Source organism: Ignavibacteriales bacterium (assembly GCA_026390815.1).
In the GTDB taxonomy this organism is placed as follows: Bacteria; Bacteroidota; Ignavibacteria; order Ignavibacteriales; family SURF-24; genus JAPLFH01.
The window spans coordinates 83,008-101,571 of the sequence record JAPLFH010000034.1; the positions used below are offsets into that span (position 1 = coordinate 83,008).

The 18,564-nt window shown below is 33.6% G+C and carries 18 protein-coding genes; 8 read left to right on the top strand and 10 right to left on the bottom strand.

What is annotated here, in order from left to right:
- Nucleotides 1-138: 138 nt before the first annotated feature.
- From NTX22_11585 to NTX22_11605, 5 genes are all read left to right on the top strand, one after another.
- A complete protein-coding gene (locus NTX22_11585) occupies nt 139-639 on the top strand; it encodes an RNA polymerase sigma factor (GenBank protein MCX6151159.1) in 501 nt (166 codons plus the stop codon).
- 3 nt (nt 640-642) lie between these two features.
- Nucleotides 643-1,272 carry a hypothetical protein gene (locus NTX22_11590; GenBank protein ID MCX6151160.1) on the top strand — a complete coding sequence of 210 codons (630 nt, stop codon included), beginning with the start codon at nt 643-645 and terminating at the stop codon, nt 1,270-1,272.
- 1 nt (nt 1,273) lies between these two features.
- A complete protein-coding gene (locus NTX22_11595; protein MCX6151161.1) occupies nt 1,274-2,494 on the top strand; it encodes a hypothetical protein in 1,221 nt (406 codons plus the stop codon).
- Between the two features lie 12 nt (nt 2,495-2,506).
- The gene (locus NTX22_11600) at nt 2,507-3,067 is read left to right on the top strand and encodes a hypothetical protein (protein MCX6151162.1); all 561 of its coding nucleotides are present in this window, start codon (nt 2,507-2,509) and stop codon (nt 3,065-3,067) included.
- 66 nt (nt 3,068-3,133) lie between these two features.
- On the top strand, nt 3,134-4,168 hold the full coding sequence (locus NTX22_11605) for a hypothetical protein (protein ID MCX6151163.1): 1,035 nt from the start codon (nt 3,134-3,136) through the stop codon (nt 4,166-4,168).
- An 88-nt stretch (nt 4,169-4,256) separates the two neighbouring features.
- Here NTX22_11605 and NTX22_11610 read toward each other — a convergent pair whose 3' ends face one another.
- Complete coding sequence (locus NTX22_11610; protein ID MCX6151164.1) at nt 4,257-5,756, bottom strand: FAD-binding oxidoreductase; 1,500 nt, start codon at nt 5,754-5,756, stop codon at nt 4,257-4,259.
- A gap of 146 nt (nt 5,757-5,902) precedes the next feature.
- Nucleotides 5,903-6,118, bottom strand: coding sequence for a hypothetical protein (locus NTX22_11615; protein MCX6151165.1), 216 nt, complete (start codon nt 6,116-6,118; stop codon nt 5,903-5,905).
- Between the two features lie 90 nt (nt 6,119-6,208).
- On the opposite strand from NTX22_11615, the gene NTX22_11620 reads away from it, so the two are divergent.
- Nucleotides 6,209-6,883, top strand: coding sequence for a phosphoribosylanthranilate isomerase (locus NTX22_11620; GenBank protein MCX6151166.1), 675 nt, complete (start codon nt 6,209-6,211; stop codon nt 6,881-6,883).
- A gap of 4 nt (nt 6,884-6,887) precedes the next feature.
- On the opposite strand, the gene NTX22_11625 is transcribed toward NTX22_11620, so the two are convergent.
- The 5 genes from NTX22_11625 to NTX22_11645 all read right to left on the bottom strand — a co-directional run bounded on the left by NTX22_11625 (nt 6,888) and on the right by NTX22_11645 (nt 12,530).
- The gene (locus NTX22_11625; GenBank protein ID MCX6151167.1) at nt 6,888-8,870 is read right to left on the bottom strand and encodes a tetratricopeptide repeat-containing sensor histidine kinase; all 1,983 of its coding nucleotides are present in this window, start codon (nt 8,868-8,870) and stop codon (nt 6,888-6,890) included.
- 170 nt (nt 8,871-9,040) lie between these two features.
- Nucleotides 9,041-9,937, bottom strand: coding sequence for a hypothetical protein (locus tag NTX22_11630; GenBank protein ID MCX6151168.1), 897 nt, complete (start codon nt 9,935-9,937; stop codon nt 9,041-9,043).
- 42 nt (nt 9,938-9,979) lie between these two features.
- Nucleotides 9,980-10,657 carry a DUF4956 domain-containing protein gene (locus tag NTX22_11635; GenBank protein MCX6151169.1) on the bottom strand — a complete coding sequence of 226 codons (678 nt, stop codon included), beginning with the start codon at nt 10,655-10,657 and terminating at the stop codon, nt 9,980-9,982.
- Nucleotides 10,658-10,659: 2 nt separating this feature from the next.
- Complete coding sequence (locus NTX22_11640) at nt 10,660-11,451, bottom strand: polyphosphate polymerase domain-containing protein (GenBank protein ID MCX6151170.1); 792 nt, start codon at nt 11,449-11,451, stop codon at nt 10,660-10,662.
- A gap of 5 nt (nt 11,452-11,456) precedes the next feature.
- Nucleotides 11,457-12,530, bottom strand: a complete 1,074-nt coding sequence (locus tag NTX22_11645; GenBank protein ID MCX6151171.1) for an HlyD family secretion protein — start codon at nt 12,528-12,530, stop codon at nt 11,457-11,459.
- A 513-nt stretch (nt 12,531-13,043) separates the two neighbouring features.
- On the opposite strand from NTX22_11645, the gene NTX22_11650 reads away from it, so the two are divergent.
- Together NTX22_11650 and NTX22_11655 are read left to right on the top strand one after the other, a co-directional pair.
- Nucleotides 13,044-14,273, top strand: a complete 1,230-nt coding sequence (locus NTX22_11650; GenBank protein ID MCX6151172.1) for a DUF5706 domain-containing protein — start codon at nt 13,044-13,046, stop codon at nt 14,271-14,273.
- Between the two features lie 20 nt (nt 14,274-14,293).
- The gene (locus NTX22_11655) at nt 14,294-14,791 is read left to right on the top strand and encodes a histidine phosphatase family protein (GenBank protein ID MCX6151173.1); all 498 of its coding nucleotides are present in this window, start codon (nt 14,294-14,296) and stop codon (nt 14,789-14,791) included.
- Between the two features lie 36 nt (nt 14,792-14,827).
- Here the strand turns inward: NTX22_11655 and NTX22_11660 are convergent, their stop codons facing one another.
- The 3 genes from NTX22_11660 to NTX22_11670 form a co-directional block, all read right to left on the bottom strand.
- Nucleotides 14,828-17,464, bottom strand: coding sequence for a BamA/TamA family outer membrane protein (locus NTX22_11660; protein MCX6151174.1), 2,637 nt, complete (start codon nt 17,462-17,464; stop codon nt 14,828-14,830).
- Nucleotides 17,464-18,306: an SdiA-regulated domain-containing protein gene (locus NTX22_11665; protein ID MCX6151175.1), complete on the bottom strand. Its 843-nt coding sequence runs from the start codon at nt 18,304-18,306 to the stop codon at nt 17,464-17,466. Before NTX22_11665 ends, NTX22_11660 begins: the two co-directional genes overlap by 1 nt.
- A 24-nt stretch (nt 18,307-18,330) precedes the next feature.
- The coding region (locus tag NTX22_11670) for a hypothetical protein (protein ID MCX6151176.1) at nt 18,331-18,564 on the bottom strand (234 nt) is incomplete at its 5' end.

Here is an 18,564-nt window from a genome sequence, read left to right on the forward strand (position 1 = left end):
ATGTAACATTATGGTTAACCAATATCCCACAATTCCATTTTGCCATATATTCTTTTCTTATAAGTGATATTATCCAGCCCTTTCATTTATTTCAATTGCTTTGTAACTTTCGCCAGCTTCAATTGTCTATTTATTAGAATGAATAAAAATCTTCCGGAACAGAATATAGAAAAGATATCCATCACCGAATTGTTTGACAGATTCTCAACTGAGATATACCGCTATTCATTTAGCATCCTAAAGGATTATGATGAAGCAAGTGATGCTGTTCAGGAAACTTTTGTGAAATTTGCAGAAAATGAAGAATCATTTAAAGGACAATGTTCCTACAAAACCTGGCTTATAATTATTGCACGTAATTATTGTTATAACCGAAGAAGAAGTGGTGATTTTAAAAGTCTTAAAATTGATGAAGAGAATTTTAACGAGAGCTATGAGCTGCAACTTGATTGGAGAATATCATTAAAAAACGCCCTGATGAAATTAACCGATGAACAAAACGAGCTGATTTATCTGGTTGATTATGCGGGTTATTCTTATAAAGAAATAGCAGAATTAACAAAGCAATCATTGGAGAATATTAAAATCAAAATATTCCGTGCCAGGCAGGAATTAAGAAAGTATTTGAAAGAGAGGTAAAGAATGAAACATTATGAATACGAAATAATTCTTTTCCTTGATAGCGAGTTAGAAAAGGAAAACCAAAAGGAATTATTTACTCATTTAACTTTGTGCGAAGAGTGCCGGACATTACTTTATGAAGTAATGGATTTAAAAAATAAATCGAAGAAATTTTATGAGGGTATTATTCCGGAATTGAACGAGGTGTTACTTCCAACTACAACTTTACAAAAAAGAAGAGAAAAAAATATTTACAGACCTCTCTTCTACTTTGCCACCGCCGCCTGTTTTCTGTTAGGATTTCTATTCCTATTGAACAAGACTAAGGAGAATGAACTGCAAAACAAACTTACAAGTTTGGAAAAGTACAATGCGATTATCGAAAATGATTTCCGGAAAACCTCTGAACAAAAATTGAATGCGGTTACTTTAAAAGCACCTCTGGACGAAAAGATTGAGTACCACCAGAAGAATATAAATAATATTGTCAAGAAAGTTCCCCCAAAATCGAAGACAACCACTGCAAAGCCGGATAGTTATACTGCCAAATCAGAAATTCGAAGATCAGATTATGCTCAATATCTTAGCTCATTAAAAACAGAAAGGATTACTAAAAATGATTTTCTAATTCCGCAATTGATTGGAAATTAAAATGAAAAAATTATTGTGTGTTCTAACAATTGCTTTCTTAGCTCAATGTTTAGCTCAGGATTCCTCATATGAAATAGGTTGGAATATTTCCATAAGTACACCCGATAATTCACAAAAAGTAAGCTTATACAAAAATATAAATGCTGATGAACCCGTTGAGGGATATTTCCTCTGTACCGAGTATGAAAAATTGCTGGAGGGAAAATTAGTTGAAGGTGGATTCAATTTTCTCGATCCAAAAATTATCGGTGGGTTAACAGAATCAAAATTCTTCAGACAGCAGTGGGTAAATAATAAATTTCCTTTAAGAGATATTGAGACGATGACCAGTCCGTTGGATGTTGAGAAAGCAATTTCATTTAATATTTGCCCGCAGGTGGAACAGAATTGTACCGATTCGATTAGTCTGTTTTTTAAGTATGCTTTATTCAACCTGCTAAAACGAAATGATGGTGAATATCTCGATTCCGATTTTAATATAACTATCCGCTATAAGCTGGTAAAGGTTCCATTCGATAAAACAGTAAGCTTCGATTTTATTGGTAAAGATTTTGCTCCATTCAAAATATCTCTTTCCGTTATGAAGAAACAAAAAACAGAAAATATACTTACCATAGACGAAAATTTCGTTCTTGCAAAAGAAATTGTTAATTCTGCAAACCAATCAAAGTTGAAAGGAGCAGAATTTAACCTGGGTGTTGAATTCATCATCATCGATTCTCTTAAACAACTGTATAACAAAAACTCATCCACTTCCGACTTACTGAATCGAATTAAGCAAGAAGGAATGAATAGTTTTAATTGTTTAAAAAACGACTTTGATAAAATTAATTTGCCTGCCAATATTTATCAATGTAAGCTAAATTTTCCGTTTCATCTCTATAATATTCAAAAAGAGAATGCTTATAAGAATTATATGACAAGAGAAGATATTTTCAAATCGGAATATAATATCATTCTGGTTCCAATCTCTTACGAGAAGGATATTTTAACTGCTGATCTGTTTGTGGATTACAAAAAAATAATTCCTGATGATCTACCGCGCTGGACGCCGATTAAAAAACGGATTCAAATTCAAAAAGATGTTGGTGTTCGGATAGATTTACCTAAAGAAAACTGGAGTGCAAACTTTATAAGAAGCGGAGAAAAGTACGAGATTTACGGATACTCAGATTATGAAAAATATGTGAACGAATCAATAATTATAAATTTCGAAAATTAAACAGGAGTAAAAATGCGAAGAATATTATTTATCATACTATTAGTGTCGATAGTTTATATTCCTGCACAGGAAAATTATAAGGGAAAAATCAGTCTAACTTTTAATGACGAAAAGATGGATATTCCAATTAATAATATTATGATTCGGAAGGAAAGTCAAATTATTGTAAGTATTAGAGCTGAACGAAATGAAGATAGTGTGCAGCAGATGATTTCTATGGAGCTAAGTTTAAAAAATTTATCATCAGACGAGAAGTCTGGACCCAATCCGTACGATATGCAGTTAAGGATTTTCAAAAGAAAAATAAATGAAAAACATAATCCTTTTACTGAAGAGTTCGGATATGACTTTGAAAAAGAACGACTTTATTTTAGGACAGAAAATAACGATGAGAAAATGAGTTGGGAAATTAAAAGCTTTCATATAAGAATGAGTGACACAAAGATTACGTTTAATGATGGTTCGTTGATAATTAAAGGATCTTTTTCATTTGATTGTTTCTCTGAGAAGTCCAAGAAAGAGATTTTAACAGTGGTTGAGATCAAAGATTTTAATTATGAAATAATTATTTAGAAAAACTTCTTTTTCTACTCTTAGCAGTTTCTTAAACATTATTAATTATTAAACCAGGGACTCATTATGAAAATGAAAGTTTTATTAGTTCAATTGCTTGTTTTTATTGGAATCGCTTCTCCACAGAACAATCCAAGCAAATCTGGAAACATATTCTCTACAGAATGGATCTATCCAAAACTTCCAGATACGTTGAGTGGTTCTTTTTCAAACGAAAAAAACCAAACAAAGAGTTGTACAATATTACCTCCAGACAGTTTGAGAACATTTGGTAATATAAGAGGTATGGGTTGCGATAAAAATAATTATCTATATATCTGGGATGATGGCTACCAGGCTTTATGGAAATTTACATCGAATGGAGAAAAAGTATGGAGAAAAAAATTTCTGAAAGGAAATAATGAAAATGAGTTCATGAATGTCGGGCCGGCTTTCGCTGTCTCAAAGGATGGCAAAATATGTCTCGGTGATAAGAGCAACCGGACATTGTCAATATTGGACAACAACGGTAATTTTGAGGGACGATTTCCTGTTAAAATGATGCCCGCGTCAATAACTTTCGGTGGAAATGGTTCAATATATTTAGTCGGATTTCCAATGTCATACAAAGGAAATCTTATTCACCATTATTCAGTAACAGGAGAATTCTTAGGTTCATTCTGTGAAAGAAAAGACACTGCTAAAGCTATATTATTTTCCGGTAATTGCGGACGATTAGAAACTGATGACGAAGGAAATATTTTATATTCACATTTATATCGTTACAAAATTGACGGATTCTCAAAAGATGGAAATCTTCTGAATACATTTGGTAAAAACATTGATGAACTGTTAATCCCCGGTATAAGAGGTATTACTTTACTGAACAAAGATTATTTGTTTGTGTTTGTTTTTGGGGAGGAGGAAAAAAAGTGGAATATAGATTTTTATAATAAGTCAGAACAAACACATTCTTTTCCATCAGAGACAATCACTTCCCCCAAATTTCAGTACCGATATTCAGCAGCTGATTCAAATAATAATATCTATTTTGATATATCCGACTATACAGAACCAGTTGTAGTAAAATATAAGGTTAATTTTGCGGAGCTGACTAAATAATATTCGATGAGCGCAAATTAAAGACAGAAAATTTGAGATAATAATATAAAAAGAATGGAACGCGGATAGGCCTCGGTGTAAATCCGTGTTATCCGTGTTCTGTTGTAGTTAAGTATCTCTCCTCAAAAATATTCCCGATTCCTAAAATTTTATTTGGATCCAGTGACAGCTTCAACTTTGCCATTTGTTTTATGTTTTCTTCACCAAACATTTTAAGCAAATAACCACGTTTCAACTTTCCTATTCCGTGCTCCGCAGAAACAGTTCCATGCAAGCAAATAGCTTTCTCGCATATCAATGTGTAAAAAGTTTTTGCCAGGTGGTGTTCCTTCTGATCTTTAGGAAGCATATTCAGGTGAATATGCGAATCACCAAAGTGACCATAGATTACAAAATCCAGATCGGTTTTTTCTACTTCGCGCCGTATCCATTTGTAAAACTCAATAAACTTTTCATCAGGAACGGCTATATCCGTTCCAACCTTTGTAATATTTTTTCTGCTGATATAATCACTCACTTTCCAGGAAACAGCGTGGCGGAAATCTTTGAACTTTTCAATATCGTTTTTATTTGAAGCAATCCATGCGGTTTCTTCATCGCCGTTGAATTCAGTGATCAACTCCATCCACAATCCAAAAATCGCCTCTTCATTTTCCGGAGTAAATTCCTGCTCAAACCAAACAGCCGCCTGCGCTTCTTTGGGAATCTGCGGATACTGTTCTATTAGAAATTTCAGAGTATAATGATCAAAGAATTCCAAACCCCGCGCATCAATTTCATTTTCCAGCTTATCATTTCGTGTTTGATAACTTAGTTTTCTTGCTTCAGTTAAAAAGTTTAATGCATCATTTTCATTCTTAAAAAAGATAACTGCCGAAATTATATTTTGAGGTAAATCTAAAAGCTTAAGTTTTATCTCAGTAATAATTCCAAGCGTCCCCTCGCTTCCAATAAAAAGATCAATTGCGTCCATATTTTTGTTGCAGAAATATCCAGCAGCATGTTTGGTCTCCGGCATTTTGTAATTAGGAATTTCCAATTTGATTATTTTACCTGATCCACATTTTAATTCAAGTAAATATTCATTAGCAATATTTTTACCGCGCTCAAGTCTAATTAATTCTCCATTCGGAAGAACGATCCGTAATTCAAGAACATAATCCCGCGTAGGTCCGTACTTAAAAGTTTTTGCGCCTGATGCGTTTGTTGCAACCGTAGCTCCGATAAAACAGTTTCTTTCTGTTGGATCAGGTGGATAAAATAGATTTTTGCTTTCAACTTCTTCCTGAAATTCTTTTAATATTACCGCTGGCTGAACTACAGCAGTTTTTTCTTCTACATTAATTTTAATAATCTTATTCAGTTTTTCTGTTGAAATAACAATTCCACCTTCCGGTACACGGGCGCCGGTTAAACCAGTTCCGTTTCCAGCAACTGTAATATGAGTTTTCTTTTCGTTTGCTTCTTTAACTATTTGTACAATCTCCTCCTCAGTTTCCGGAAAGTAAACCGCAGCACAAAATCCTTTAACATTTGCTGCATCAACCAGATAGTTCTGGATTTCATCAGGAGAAGTTTTTATAATCATACCAACCTTTATTTTTAATAAGTGAAAAGGAGTAACTTCCAATTTCAAATTACGAATTACGAATTACTAATTACGGATTACGGATTACTAAGTTGAACAGATATAACTTTAATAAAAATCGTAATTCGTAATTCCAAATTCATAATTTATTCAACCGGTTTCCCATGTTTCTTCATTATTTCTTTCCAGGATTCCAGTTCAAGCTGCTCAGATTCATCAATCAACATGATAGGAATATCATCTTCTATTCTATATCGCCTTCTCGTTGCTTTATCAACAGAAACTAAAAAGTTGCCATCCAAAACTAAATCAGCTTTAGTCTCCGGGCAACAAAGAATATCCAGCAGTTCTTTGCTAATCATTATCACTCCAAATTTTTACTTAAGACAAATTTAATACTTATTTCTAAAAACAAAAATTTTACTTATAGTTAGAAGTAAAAAATATTAAAAATGAGTTATAGATTAACACCAAGAATAAAAATTTGCTGTATTAGCAGCATTGATGAAGCAACAAGTGCAATCCGAAACAGAGTTTCTGCTATTGGTCTTGTATCGGAAATGCCAAGTGGTCCTGGTGTAATCTCCGAAGAAATAATTTTAGAAATTGCCAAAATTATTCCTCCTGGAGTTTCATCTTTCCTATTAACAAGCAAGCAAAATGTTGAAGATATTATTTTACAGCAGAGAAAATGCAAAACAAATACAATTCAACTTTGCGATACACTTTTGCCAGAACAGCATTTAGAACTACGCAGAGCATTGCCGGGAATTTCAATTGTTCAGGTAGTTCATGTAACAGGTGAAGAATCTATTAAAGAAGCAATTGAGTTATCTAAAAATACAAACGGATTGTTACTGGATTCTGGAAACCAGTCTTTGCAGATAAAAGAATTAGGTGGAACAGGAAGAGTGCACAATTGGATAATTAGTAAAGAAATTGTTAAACGGGTTAATGTTCCGGTTTTTCTTGCAGGAGGATTAAATCCATCCAATGTAAAAGAAGCAATCAGAATCGTTCAACCATTTGGAGTGGATATTTGCAGTGGTGTAAGAACAGATGGAAAACTTGATGAGAAAAAATTAAAGCAGTTTGTAAATAACGTATTGAATTGGATGGATGAATAGTTTTTTAGTTGCTTTGTTCTTTAGGAAGTGTAAAACAAAATGTGCTTCCTTTCATAAATTCACTTTCTACCCAAATCTTTCCTCCGTTGGATTCTATAAAATCTTTACATAGTATCAAACCTAATCCTGTTCCTGTTTCACCCGCTGTTCCCTTTCTATTTGTACTTACTTCTATTCTAAATAATTTTTCAAGATCTTCTTTTCGTATTCCCATTCCGCTGTCTTTTATTTCTATAATAATTTCTTTTTCTCTATCCCGGCTGTTTATTTCTATTATACCACCCGGGTTGGTAAACTTAATTGCATTAGAAAGTAAATTTCGAATTACCGTTATAGTTGTATATTGATCGGCAAATACCGGTGTGTTTTCCTTTATTGTTGAATTTATTTTAATGTTTTTGGAAACTGACTGCTGGCTTAATAGATCAAGGCATTCGTATATAGAACTGGAAATATCAAAGGTTTTCTTTTCCAGCTTAATTCTTCCTGTCTGACTTCTTGCCCACAACAAAAGATTTTCTAATAAATTATGAGCTGCTTCAGATGACTTAAGAATTATTTCTAAAAATTGTAAAAGCTCTTTTTTCTCGAAGCTTTCAAAATCACTAACGATCAATTTCGAAGAATTAATAATGGAGTTAAACGGATTCTTCAGATCGTGTGCAATTATAGAAAAGAATTTATCCTTTGTTGAATTAAGTTGCTGCAATTTTGAATTCAGCTCATTGAGCTGGATATTTGTTTTCTTTTTCTGACGGTATCCCCAATATATTAATACTGCAATTACCCCAAGGAAAAATAGAACTACACTTAAAATTTGATTAAAGAATTTTTGCTTGTCGAGCTCTATTTCCTGTAATCTCTCCATCCTTTCAATTTTATTATCAAGCTCAAGTTTGTTTAACCTTTTCATCTTCTCATCGTTTTTAAGACTATCATCAGCCGCTTTAAGCATTGTTAAATATGTAAATGCTTTTTTATAATTACCCAATTGCTGATAACTACTTTGCAAAATATTGGCAGCAATAGAAATATTATCTAATGATTTAATTTGTTGGGCATTCTCAATAGCAATTTCTGCGTGTTTTATTGCTGCTTTCAAGTCTCCCTTTTCTTTATAAGTTGTGGCAATACCTGTTTCAACATTGGCAATACCTTTTGGTTGAGCTTGTAATTTATAAAAAGCCAAAGCTCTGGAATAATAAGATAATGCATTAGGGTAATCTTTTAGTTCATGATACACCCTACCAATGTTAAATAAAGAATTAGCTTCTGATTTTGTATTACCTATTTCATGATTTATCCTTAGCGCTTCATTAAAGTACTCCATTGCCTTATCATATTTCTTCATCATCCGATAAACATCACCAATGTTGTCTTTAGTAATTCCAATCCCAGATTTGCTTCCAGTTTCAATTCTTACCTGGAGTGCTTTGTTCAAATAATCTAATGCAACGTCGTAATTCTTAAGTGCCATATGAACCAGTGCAATGTTATTGTAAGAAGTTGCAATTTTGGTTTTATCACCAAATTCCTCTCTTAGTTTAAGTGCTTGTAAATGGTATTCAACGGCAATTAAATAATCGCCCTGATAGTAATTTATTATGCCCAAAACATTAAGCGAGCTGGCTGTGCCTATTTTGTCCCCAATTTCTTTGCGCATTTGCAAGGCTATTTTGGTATTCTCAATAGCTTTTTGATTATTTAAACCGACATAACTATATCCAACATTACCGTAGGCTGCTGCTAATCCTTTTTTATAATTTATTTGTTTCGCTAGCTCAATTCCTTCATAAGCATAATCAATGGCTCGTTTGGTATTTATATATTGATAGATATCTGATAATTGATTTAGTAAATCAACTTTTTTTGTGCCGGATAAATTATTTATTTGCTTCTCAAGACTATCGGCAACATTTTGCTGACCAGGTATACCCTGGTAAATGAAGAAAAAATAGATTAGAAAAGTTATTGGTAGAATTTTCATCGTTATATCATTTAAGATGGGATATAAAATCCTTTATCTATCTCCTTTGAACTATTTATATAAATGTTAGGATGAAAACAAAACTAAGCGCATTACAAATAAAATACAAGTTGGTTACAGGAGTAAATTTATATATTGTACTATCAGCGATGTTTAACCATCTATTAATTTTAATCCAGCAAGCATCGTCTGATTGTTAACCTACCACCAGCAGCAAATATTTTAATTGCTTCGGACGCTTTATAAGGATTCCCACCGGATGGAGGAACAACCGAACCGCCTGATTCTAAATAATAAAGTTGAGAGTTTATTTCCACAACTATTCCAAAATGTCCTGGTCTTCCAACCAAATCCCCGGCTTGAAGTTTATTAATTTGTTCAGCATTTAATGAACCACCTTTAGGAATAGAAGATATTTCTCTTCCAAGTGTTGCAAGTTCCTGTGTCTCCAATCTAAAATTATTGCTTGTTTCTTCTCTTCCTCCAATATCTTTTACGTTTGAGGACTTGCAGTAAAGCTCAAATCCTTTTGAAGAAAAAACAGCTTGTTCTGGTTTTAATAATCCAAAGTAAACTGCCAACTCATATGGCATGGCTGAAAAGCCGGAACAATCCAGTCCATAACTTTTATTATATCTGATGCTTTCAATTTGCGGATCATCCAGATCCATAATATCACCAGACCAGCGATAAAAATCTTTTCCAAAATAAGTTTGAAAGATTTCGTGACCAAAAAGAGCAAGAGCATTTATCATCTGAGATGGCTTCATTTTCTTAAGAGTATCAATGTATGGAACAACTACCGGTGAAATAATTTCTTCGAGAAATATTTTGTTATGGGTTGGATACCCAGTTAACTTTTTTCCATCCTTATCAACAGTAATAAGTTCGGAATTTATATCAGCATTAAATTTTATCAATTGTTCTTTTGTTGGAAGAGGAATTTTGATCAATCGGTTAAAAGAATTGTAACTAATAGAAAATTCTCTTGATACTTTACTTGACGAACAAGAGAAAAAAACAAATGAAATAGAAACGATGGCAATTGTTCTAACTATGAATTTCATAAACAAACTGTAATTGTTAATCGGAAATTTCAGTATCATTTGTTAAAAATGTTCTTCATCAAAAAACAAGTTAACATGATTAAGTCCGGTAATGGTTTTTAATTCTTTAATAAACCCGGCATTCTCATCCTTTTGTTTTAAGTGAACATAAAACGAGAGTTCAAGCCCGTCTCCATTTCCAAGAGATTTTATATTTATCAACTTATGACTCTTACAATATTTTTTAAGTACGGCAAGATACGGTGCATCATTACTTTCGTCGGCACCGGCATAATAAAACTGCAAAAGATATTCTTCTCTTGAAGAGGATATGATACTTGTTTTGGTAAGAACTATCAGCACAATTCCAATAAAGATTGTACCACCAATTGCTACTGCAAATAATCCAACTCCGGCAGCCAATCCAATTGCGAGGGAAAAGAAAATAAACATTATGTCCAACGGCTCTTTAACCGCCGTTCTAAATCTGATTATTGACATCGCTCCAACCAAGCCGAACGCTCTTGCCAGATTATTGCCAATTACCATAATTACAACCGAAGTAATCATTGTTAATAGGATAAGAGAATTTAGAAATGAATTTGTATATCCTGATCCCCGGTAAGTTATTTTGTAAAAAAAGCCAATCATCAAACCACAGATTAAAGCAACTGTTAAGTTTACTAAAACATCAGAAAATGAAAGAGAAAAATTGAAAATGTTTTGAAAGTCTCGCGGCATTTTTAAACAGCTTCCTTGCGATAAACCTGTTGGTTCCAAACAGGGTTGGTAAATACAAATTTTCTTGAATTTACAGCCGAACCAAATTGCTTATCCGCATCAATACAAATTTGATATTTAGATACTGCCAGACGCAGCAATCCAAGCCGGTTGATTATATCCTGTATATGCTCGGAGTAACCCTTATAAAATTTTATTTCGAAAACAAAATGCTTTGGCATTGCTGGTTTCAATATACTTTCGTCATATAAGGAAGCAAAAGTTGGGAACGAGTGATACCGCAAATTCTTATCAAATGTAATTCTAATGTTCGAATCGAATTTAGAAAAAAATGCTTCACGATTATATACAACAAGAGTAACCGGTCTTAATAAGTTTTTGTGAATATGAAAGAAAAATCTTTTGGCATTATCTATTGCATCACTATCTTTTAGAATTATGTACCTATCAATATCTCCGGTATAAAAAAGCTCCTCAAGATTTTCATAAAGCAGCGGTGACCGGTGTTTGTCTATATAATTTTCCAGCTTCCGCTTAATTTCCAGATAAATAATATTGCTGGAATTCATTTCATTATAACCACGTATGCGAATCTTCTTTCTGTTTTTTAAGCCTTCAATTTTTTCATGATAATAATCGAGCCTCAAGGTATCGTAGTAAATACTTCTTACAGTATATTCCTTTTGCGGGCGGATGTTTGCATATTTATCAAGCTGTACATAAGGTTCTAATTCTGAACGCAGATCATCAAGAATTTCTTTGGGAGCCAAATATTTATATTCTCTTCGCAGCATATTCATCAACCTAAAATCGATTTGAACATTCTTCTTAAATATTCAATCGGTCTAACCGGGTCACATTCAATTGAACATTGTATCATCAAACCAGGCAGAAGATCTATTAGTTTGGAATTTAACTGCGCTGTAACTAAAAATAATTGCCCGCCATTTAATTGATGAATTGATTTATCTATTCTTATGAGTGTTGCGTCCTGCTTGATCCCGGAATCGGGTGGTTTTAGATAAACTTTTTGATTGATAGCAATGTAATTTCTATCCTCCCATTTAACCGGAATAAGAACAATATATTCAGTAGTATCTGCTACAATTAAAAGCGTATCACCATCCATTGCTCTGCTAGCAACACCGGATATTTGAGAAATTAATATATAATCATTGAATCTTTTTTGAAGGATGGATATTTCTTTCTGCAGCGAAATGATTTGCGACCGTATAAAATCAACCTGCTCCTTCTTTACGCCCGTTTGTACAGATTGAAGATGAGCTTCGGCAATTGAAATATTTATTTCGTTCAACTCAGAAGTTCCTTTGGAAACCTCATATTCTTCCTCAGAAACCAACTTCTTTTGATAGAGAGCTTCCAGACGCTGAAAAACTTTCTTCTGCTCTACCGCTTGTTTTTTCATGAATTCAAGACGTTCTTTTTCTTCTTTTATAACCGATTGCTTTTCTCCGGTTTCGTATGTAGCTAACGATGCTTTTGCAACTTCAAGCTCACCCTTTAATTGAACGAACTGTCGCTCGATTTCATTTGAATAAATGGAAGCTACTGTATCAGTAAAATTTATTGCAGAACCGTTGGCTATATTTGGTCTAAGCGAAAATTGAATTGCATCTCCACGTTCGAACTGCGAAACAGAATAGTTTCTGCTTACTCCTAATTTATTATCTTTTAAAACTGTAATAAGCCGCCCATCTGCTCCCCTGGAAACAATCCACTCTTTTGAAGAAAGGATTTTACCTGGAGATTTTATTGAGTATGGAATTTTTATTGGAAGCAACAGGATTATTGTAATAACAACTAAAATAATGATCCAGGTAAGAGCAGCTTTTGAGTTATTAAAAATGTTCATTTCTTCGCCGTTTAGGACTTATCCGGTTTTAATTCACATACTAAAGACATCTTAAATTTCAATTTGAATCATTCCGAACAACTGTTTCACCCCCAACCAGATTAAGAAAATTTATTTAATTAAATCAATATTGGTTGATTAAAATCGCTTCCAAATATAAGAAAATTTATTTCTTATTATCGAATCAACCACCAAAAAATTGAAAAATGATTTTCCGAGAATATCCTTGTTTTTCACCCAAATTCTATTTTAGGATAATGGATTATTCTTTTTGAATTCTGAAAAAAATGAATGTGAGAAACTGTATTACTTTGCTAAGATTTGTAAGTTATTAGAAGGGAAGGAGTTTTATTAATATTTCCAACTTCCAAGCTCTCATAGATCAATTGCCAGCGACTGAAATCTAAATAATTCCATTATTACCTTCAAAATTATTTGTTAGTCAGCTCTATTTACATTTGAAATCAAATCCAATATTTTAATACCTGATTAAAAAAAACAGAAGCAACCAAAATGAGCAATACTCCACTTACTAAAAAAGCCGCAGAATTTGTGACTGAGCTATTTAAAAACAAGTTGTCAGAAAAAATTGTTTATCATAATATTGATCACACTTTTGAAGTTGCAGATACTTGTAAAAAACTGGCGTCAATTTACAAGCTGAATAATTCAGAAATGGAAATTGTACTGCTTGCATGCTGGTTCCACGATACTGGCTACATAGAAAAGCGGGAAGGACACGAACTAATAAGCGCCGGCATAGCCGAAAAATTTCTTGGGGCGCAAAACTTTCCGAAGGAAAAAATTGAAAAGGTGAAAAGTTGTATTCTTGCTACCTCCATACCGCAAAATCCAAAAGACATTTTAGAGGAGATTGTTTGCGATTCGGATCTAAGCCATTTTGGAAAGAAAAATTTCTTTAACCGGTCAAATCTTCTTAGGCTTGAATTTGAACAAGTAAATGAAACTATATATTCTGATTTTGAATGGATTAAAAAAGGTCTGGATATAATGTTTGCAAATCCATTCCATACAAAGGCAGCAAAAGATGAATTTGGGGAACAGCGTACTGAAAATCTTTTAATGCTTCAGAAAAAATTGCGGAAGAAAAGCATTGTGCAGGATACTGAATCATCGGCATTTGAAATGCAAAAAGAAAAATTTGAACTAAAAAAAGAAAAACAACAAAAACCAGAACGCGGCATTGAAACAATGTTCAGATTGACTTCTAGCAATCACCTCCGTCTTAGCAGTATGGCAGATGAAAAAGCTCATATTATGATAAACGTAAACACAATTTTAATTTCACTGGTAATTACCATCCTTGTACGCAAATTAGATTCTAATCCACATTTGATTATCCCAACATTCCTGCTTCTTTCGGTAAGCCTTTTAACCATTGTTTTTGCAACTTTAGCAACAAAACCTAAGGTTACTTCCGGAACATTTACCACAGACGATATAAAAGAAAAACGGGTTAACTTACTTTTTTTTGGAAACTTCTTTAAAATGAAACTTGATGATTTTGAGTGGGGAATGAAATCGATGATGAACGATAGGGATTTTCTTTATGGCAGCATGATTAAAGATTTTTATTATCTTGGTAAAGTGCTGGGACAAAAATACAAACACCTAAGAATCTGTTACAATATTTTTATGTACGGAATGATTTTAGCCATCCTCGCTTTTGCCATTGCAATTATTTTTGCCCCCTATCAAACCACAATTAATATTATTGACTAACAAACAAAAAAAAGGATTGAATGAAAACATTATTATTAGTTCGGCACGCAAAATCAAGCTGGAAAGAAAGTGAATTGGATGACAAGGATCGCCCACTGAATAAACGAGGTGAACACGATGCTCCGATTATTGGCAAACTCTTAATGAAAAGAAAAATTATTCCTGATCTAATAATTACAAGCCCCGCTGTTAGGGCGTTAACCACGGCAGAAATTATTGCAAACGAGTTAGATTATTCAAAGAAAAAAATCATTATAAATGACGATGTTTATCTGGCAAGCACACGAGAGTTGATTGATGTTATAAGTGATATTAAACATGAAATAAAAACAGTAATGCTATTTGGACATAATCCCGGCATTACAGATTTTCTAAATCATCTTTGTATAGATAAAGTTGATAATATGCCCACTTGCAGTGTTGCCTGTATTGAATTTGAAATTGACTCCTGGAACAATGTAAAAAATTCAAAAGGTAAATTGAAATTCTTTGAGCATCCAAAGAAATATTTGGCTTAAAATTGATTTGTAAAATTATAATGAGTCTGATTCTTTTTAAAACGTAAATCCATAAACCGCATACACGCCCCAATCCTCTGGCGCTTTTGCATAAGATAAACTAAAAGTATAATCGCTGTTAATGAAAGAAGCCCAAACTCCACCACCAAATGCTGTGTGCCATTTCCTGGAAGCATCACCAGATTGAAAAACTCTTCCCGATTCAGTAAAACTTGTTATTCCAAAAACTCCTGGAACAACAAAATTAAATTTGGTAAGAAGGATCCTCAATTCAGCGTTGGCTTCAACTTCGGCATCACCGGCAAATCTCTGGCGGTCAAATCCACGCACCGATTCCGAACCGCCAAGAAATGCTGCTTCATAAAACGGAAAATTTCCCCAAACTTTTTCACCTTTAAATCTGAAAGCAAAAACAGATTTGAAAATTGTATTTACCGGAATATAAAAACGGGAATCCAAAATTCCCCGCGCATATTTACTTTGATTCTTAAACAGATCGGGTGTAAAAGAACTTTTTAGATTTATCCAAAATCCTTTTGTGGGGACAATTGAATTATCACACTTATTTAAAAGCAGTTCAGCTTTTAATCCCAAAGATGTTATTGCCTTTATGCCATAAGGTTTAAGCGCCATTATAAACTTATCTCCGCTGGAAACTACTTGCGAGTATTTTAGTTGATAAGCAACCGTTAGCGAAAAATTTTGGGCTAACTCAAACTCCAGCGATGGTTGACAAATTAATTCCAAATATTCAAGCTTATAATAACCTTTCTTTGCAAGCAGAACGTTACGAGGTGACTCATTTCCAAATCCATAAAAATTTGTAATTGTAAGTTCCGATTTCCGAAGATGAATACTAAGCTTTGAGCTTTTTACTAAATTATAAAAGTCGGCTTTGTAATCGGCAAAGTAACTCTTAATCTTAGGAGCAAAGCCTAGCAGAAATTGCATTCTGAAAATATAAGGTGATGTTCTAAAGCCAAACTTATAAAGAATCGGACCTGCTCCAAAAGTAATTCCAACATTGTTGTTGTAATTTGCATATGGACCTAATTTCCAATCGTATCCCCAATCCCTAACCGGCGGTTCATATTTTTCTGTTTCATTTTTAGGTTCAGGAAATTTGTCGCGGATAACTTTAGTATTTGCACCTTCTACAATTTCGGTTTTCATTCCATCATCATAAAAAACTGTTAATTTTTCAGGAACGCAGATGAATGGTAGAATGCTAAACAAATAACCATCCACTTCTGAGCTATCAATCAATTTATCTTTTCCTTCCCCACCAATGATGCGTACAAGAATGCTATTTTCAACTTTACCTTTTACAACTGCAATATCATCTCCGCCAAGTAAATAGATCCGCAGTTCTTCCGTTTCATTGCAGTTATAAATTCTATGGAAGAATGGTTCTTCTTCCCTGTCGTCCGATTTTTTATTCCTATTGAAAAATAAAACTTCAACTTGATTATCATTCTCACGATTTACTTCTAAGAATTCTGATTTGTTGCTTCCACGTATATCAACATATGATGAATTAAGATCGTAGTATTCATCTGAGGCATTCTTCAGTTTATCTCGTCTGATTTTTAATGTTTCTATTAATTCTTTACCTGCGATTGAAAAATATTCTACTGGTAAACAACTAACCGACTTTTCCAAAACATCATCCATCAGCTTTGAAATTACAAAATTGGTTACAGAATCCCATTGAGCTTTTGTAATTGAACTAAGTAGTCTTCTGTCAAGAAATCTTCCGGACCAGGTCAAATCTTCAATTTCCGGATAATTATTACTAAATCCTTCCAACTGAGGAACGGCAAGTTCGGCAATCCATGGAAGGAATCCATCAAATTTGGAAAATGCCTGATCTCTATCCTTTGGAATCGGATACCATAATTTTTTATTCCCCAGTTTATATCTTGCCCAATTCCATTGACCGGTGTGTCTATCCCAATCACTCAGAAACATATCCATTAATCTTGCTTTAAGATAATCCGTTGCTGCAACCTGGTTATCATTATCTTTTTCCAATTCCTCAAAAAAATTAAAAGTATTTTTAATTTTTTCTGCCCCACCGAATGCTACAGAATCATCAGCTTCTGGTTTTTCCTCAATCATTCCAAGAACATTAGCAAATTCGTTTTTAAATTCTCCCAGCTTTTCATCTTCTGGCATAACCACTACTTTTGGCTGAGCATTTAAAACCCCAACTGCACTTATTATTGGCGCCGCTATAACTGCCGATAAAGGGTTTGCCGAACTTATCTGATCCTGCACCACATTGGCAACTAACGATTCCTGTAGCTCTTTTGGCAGCACAGCTTTGGGATCTTTGTTGATTGAGCGGAATTTATAATATCTTCCATCATTACCCTTAAGATGAAGCGTTTTGGTTTGAAAGCCACCGCCTTTTTTGAGCGGAACTAATCCACCAGCAAATGAATTTAAATCGAGAACCTCAACTTTAATAGGAGTTGTCCACATCTTCCGCCAATGTTCTCCAAAGAATATTTTGTGCAACCAACCCGCATTATATTCCGGACCGGGGGTAACATTAACAATTTTAGGATTTGTATTAATTGTATCTTTGGATTGAGAGAATGATTCCAGATTTAGAAATATTGAAACGAAAAGTAAAATGAAAAGAAATTTTAATAGAATGCTCTCCATCATTTTTCCATACTATACTTTGTAATCTGTCCAAATTGTTTACCTTCGTCACTAATGAATAATGAATTATCCGGAGCGAAGGCAATTCCTTCCGGCTGATTGTGCTTATGTTTAATAAGCTTAGCCAGGTTTATAATTTTACCATCGCGTGATACTTCAATTAGTGATTGATCCCGTGCCGATATAATAAAGAAAGTTCCACTTATTGGATGACGCCGAATACCAGATGGACGAAAATTATTGATCTCAAGTTTTTGCGTGATGTAATCGACCGGAAGAACAAACCGTGGTTTTTTATTAAGCTTATTTGAAGTAAGAGAAAATGAATACACAGTTCTGTAATTACCATAACCAGGTCCCGGAAAATCCTTGCATGCAAGCAATAATGAATTTGTTTCAGGATCGTAACATAACCCTTCAATGTTATAGCTTTCAGTTAAACCGGTATCATACTTTTTGAAATCCACATAACTGTTGTTTTTCCCTTCCGTAAATTCAACTAAATAACCATTGCTTGTTACAAGAAAAAACTTTTTGTCAACTATTTCAATTTCTTCAAAGTCGGCTCGTAAAGGTTTTCTACCTACAGAAAATGATTTTACTATGCTCCCTGAATTAAAATCAATTTGATATACAATTCCTTTATTATCGTTATGAGCAAATAATCTTCCATCCTTAGTGAAAGCCATTCCGGAAATTTCTTTTAACTCCTTTGGCAAACTGATAACTTGAACTTTTTTATTCTGGACATTATACCAGGATAATGCTGATTGATCATCCTTTATTGGAAGGCAGGCAAGTAAAAATAGAAGGGCAGCAACAAGTATTATTTTAATTTTCATAATTTTTTTGTTAAAAGTATAGGATTAAAAATAGAAAATCAACGGCTGGAAGTAGTTAATTACATAACCCGGCAAGCCGTAATGGATGATGGAAGATGTTTGACCTGCCTGCCGGCAAGAGTCTGTTGCAGAACAGAAGAAGTGGCAGAATAATTGCGATAAGAAAGGAGAAATAAAACAGAGTGAAAAAAGAATGTTGGGAAGAAAGAAATTTGAGCCAAAATTAATGTATGCAGTTAGTCTGGAGGACTTGGTACC

Bases quoted from the DNA above. Each gene is read 5' to 3' on its own strand.
- NTX22_11610 (MCX6151164.1), bottom strand. From the start codon at position 5,756: ATGATTATAAAAACTTCTCCTGATGAAATCCAGAACTATCTGGTTGAT.
- NTX22_11635 (MCX6151169.1), bottom strand. From the start codon at position 10,657: ATGCCGCGAGACTTTCAAAACATTTTCAATTTTTCTCTTTCATTTTCT.
- NTX22_11655 (MCX6151173.1), top strand. From the start codon at position 14,294: ATGAAAACATTATTATTAGTTCGGCACGCAAAATCAAGCTGGAAAGAA.
- NTX22_11595 (MCX6151161.1), top strand. From the start codon at position 1,274: ATGAAAAAATTATTGTGTGTTCTAACAATTGCTTTCTTAGCTCAATGT.
- NTX22_11590 (MCX6151160.1), top strand. From the start codon at position 643: ATGAAACATTATGAATACGAAATAATTCTTTTCCTTGATAGCGAGTTA.
- NTX22_11625 (MCX6151167.1), bottom strand. From the start codon at position 8,870: ATGAAAATTCTACCAATAACTTTTCTAATCTATTTTTTCTTCATTTAC.
- NTX22_11640 (MCX6151170.1), bottom strand. From the start codon at position 11,451: ATGCTGCGAAGAGAATATAAATATTTGGCTCCCAAAGAAATTCTTGAT.
- NTX22_11615 (MCX6151165.1), bottom strand. From the start codon at position 6,118: ATGATTAGCAAAGAACTGCTGGATATTCTTTGTTGCCCGGAGACTAAA.
- NTX22_11585 (MCX6151159.1), top strand. From the start codon at position 139: ATGAATAAAAATCTTCCGGAACAGAATATAGAAAAGATATCCATCACC.
- NTX22_11630 (MCX6151168.1), bottom strand. From the start codon at position 9,937: ATGAAATTCATAGTTAGAACAATTGCCATCGTTTCTATTTCATTTGTT.
- NTX22_11645 (MCX6151171.1), bottom strand. From the start codon at position 12,530: ATGAACATTTTTAATAACTCAAAAGCTGCTCTTACCTGGATCATTATT.
- NTX22_11665 (MCX6151175.1), bottom strand. From the start codon at position 18,306: ATGAAAATTAAAATAATACTTGTTGCTGCCCTTCTATTTTTACTTGCC.
- NTX22_11660 (MCX6151174.1), bottom strand. From the start codon at position 17,464: ATGGAGAGCATTCTATTAAAATTTCTTTTCATTTTACTTTTCGTTTCA.
- NTX22_11620 (MCX6151166.1), top strand. From the start codon at position 6,209: ATGAGTTATAGATTAACACCAAGAATAAAAATTTGCTGTATTAGCAGC.
- NTX22_11600 (MCX6151162.1), top strand. From the start codon at position 2,507: ATGCGAAGAATATTATTTATCATACTATTAGTGTCGATAGTTTATATT.
- NTX22_11650 (MCX6151172.1), top strand. From the start codon at position 13,044: ATGAGCAATACTCCACTTACTAAAAAAGCCGCAGAATTTGTGACTGAG.
- NTX22_11605 (MCX6151163.1), top strand. From the start codon at position 3,134: ATGAAAATGAAAGTTTTATTAGTTCAATTGCTTGTTTTTATTGGAATC.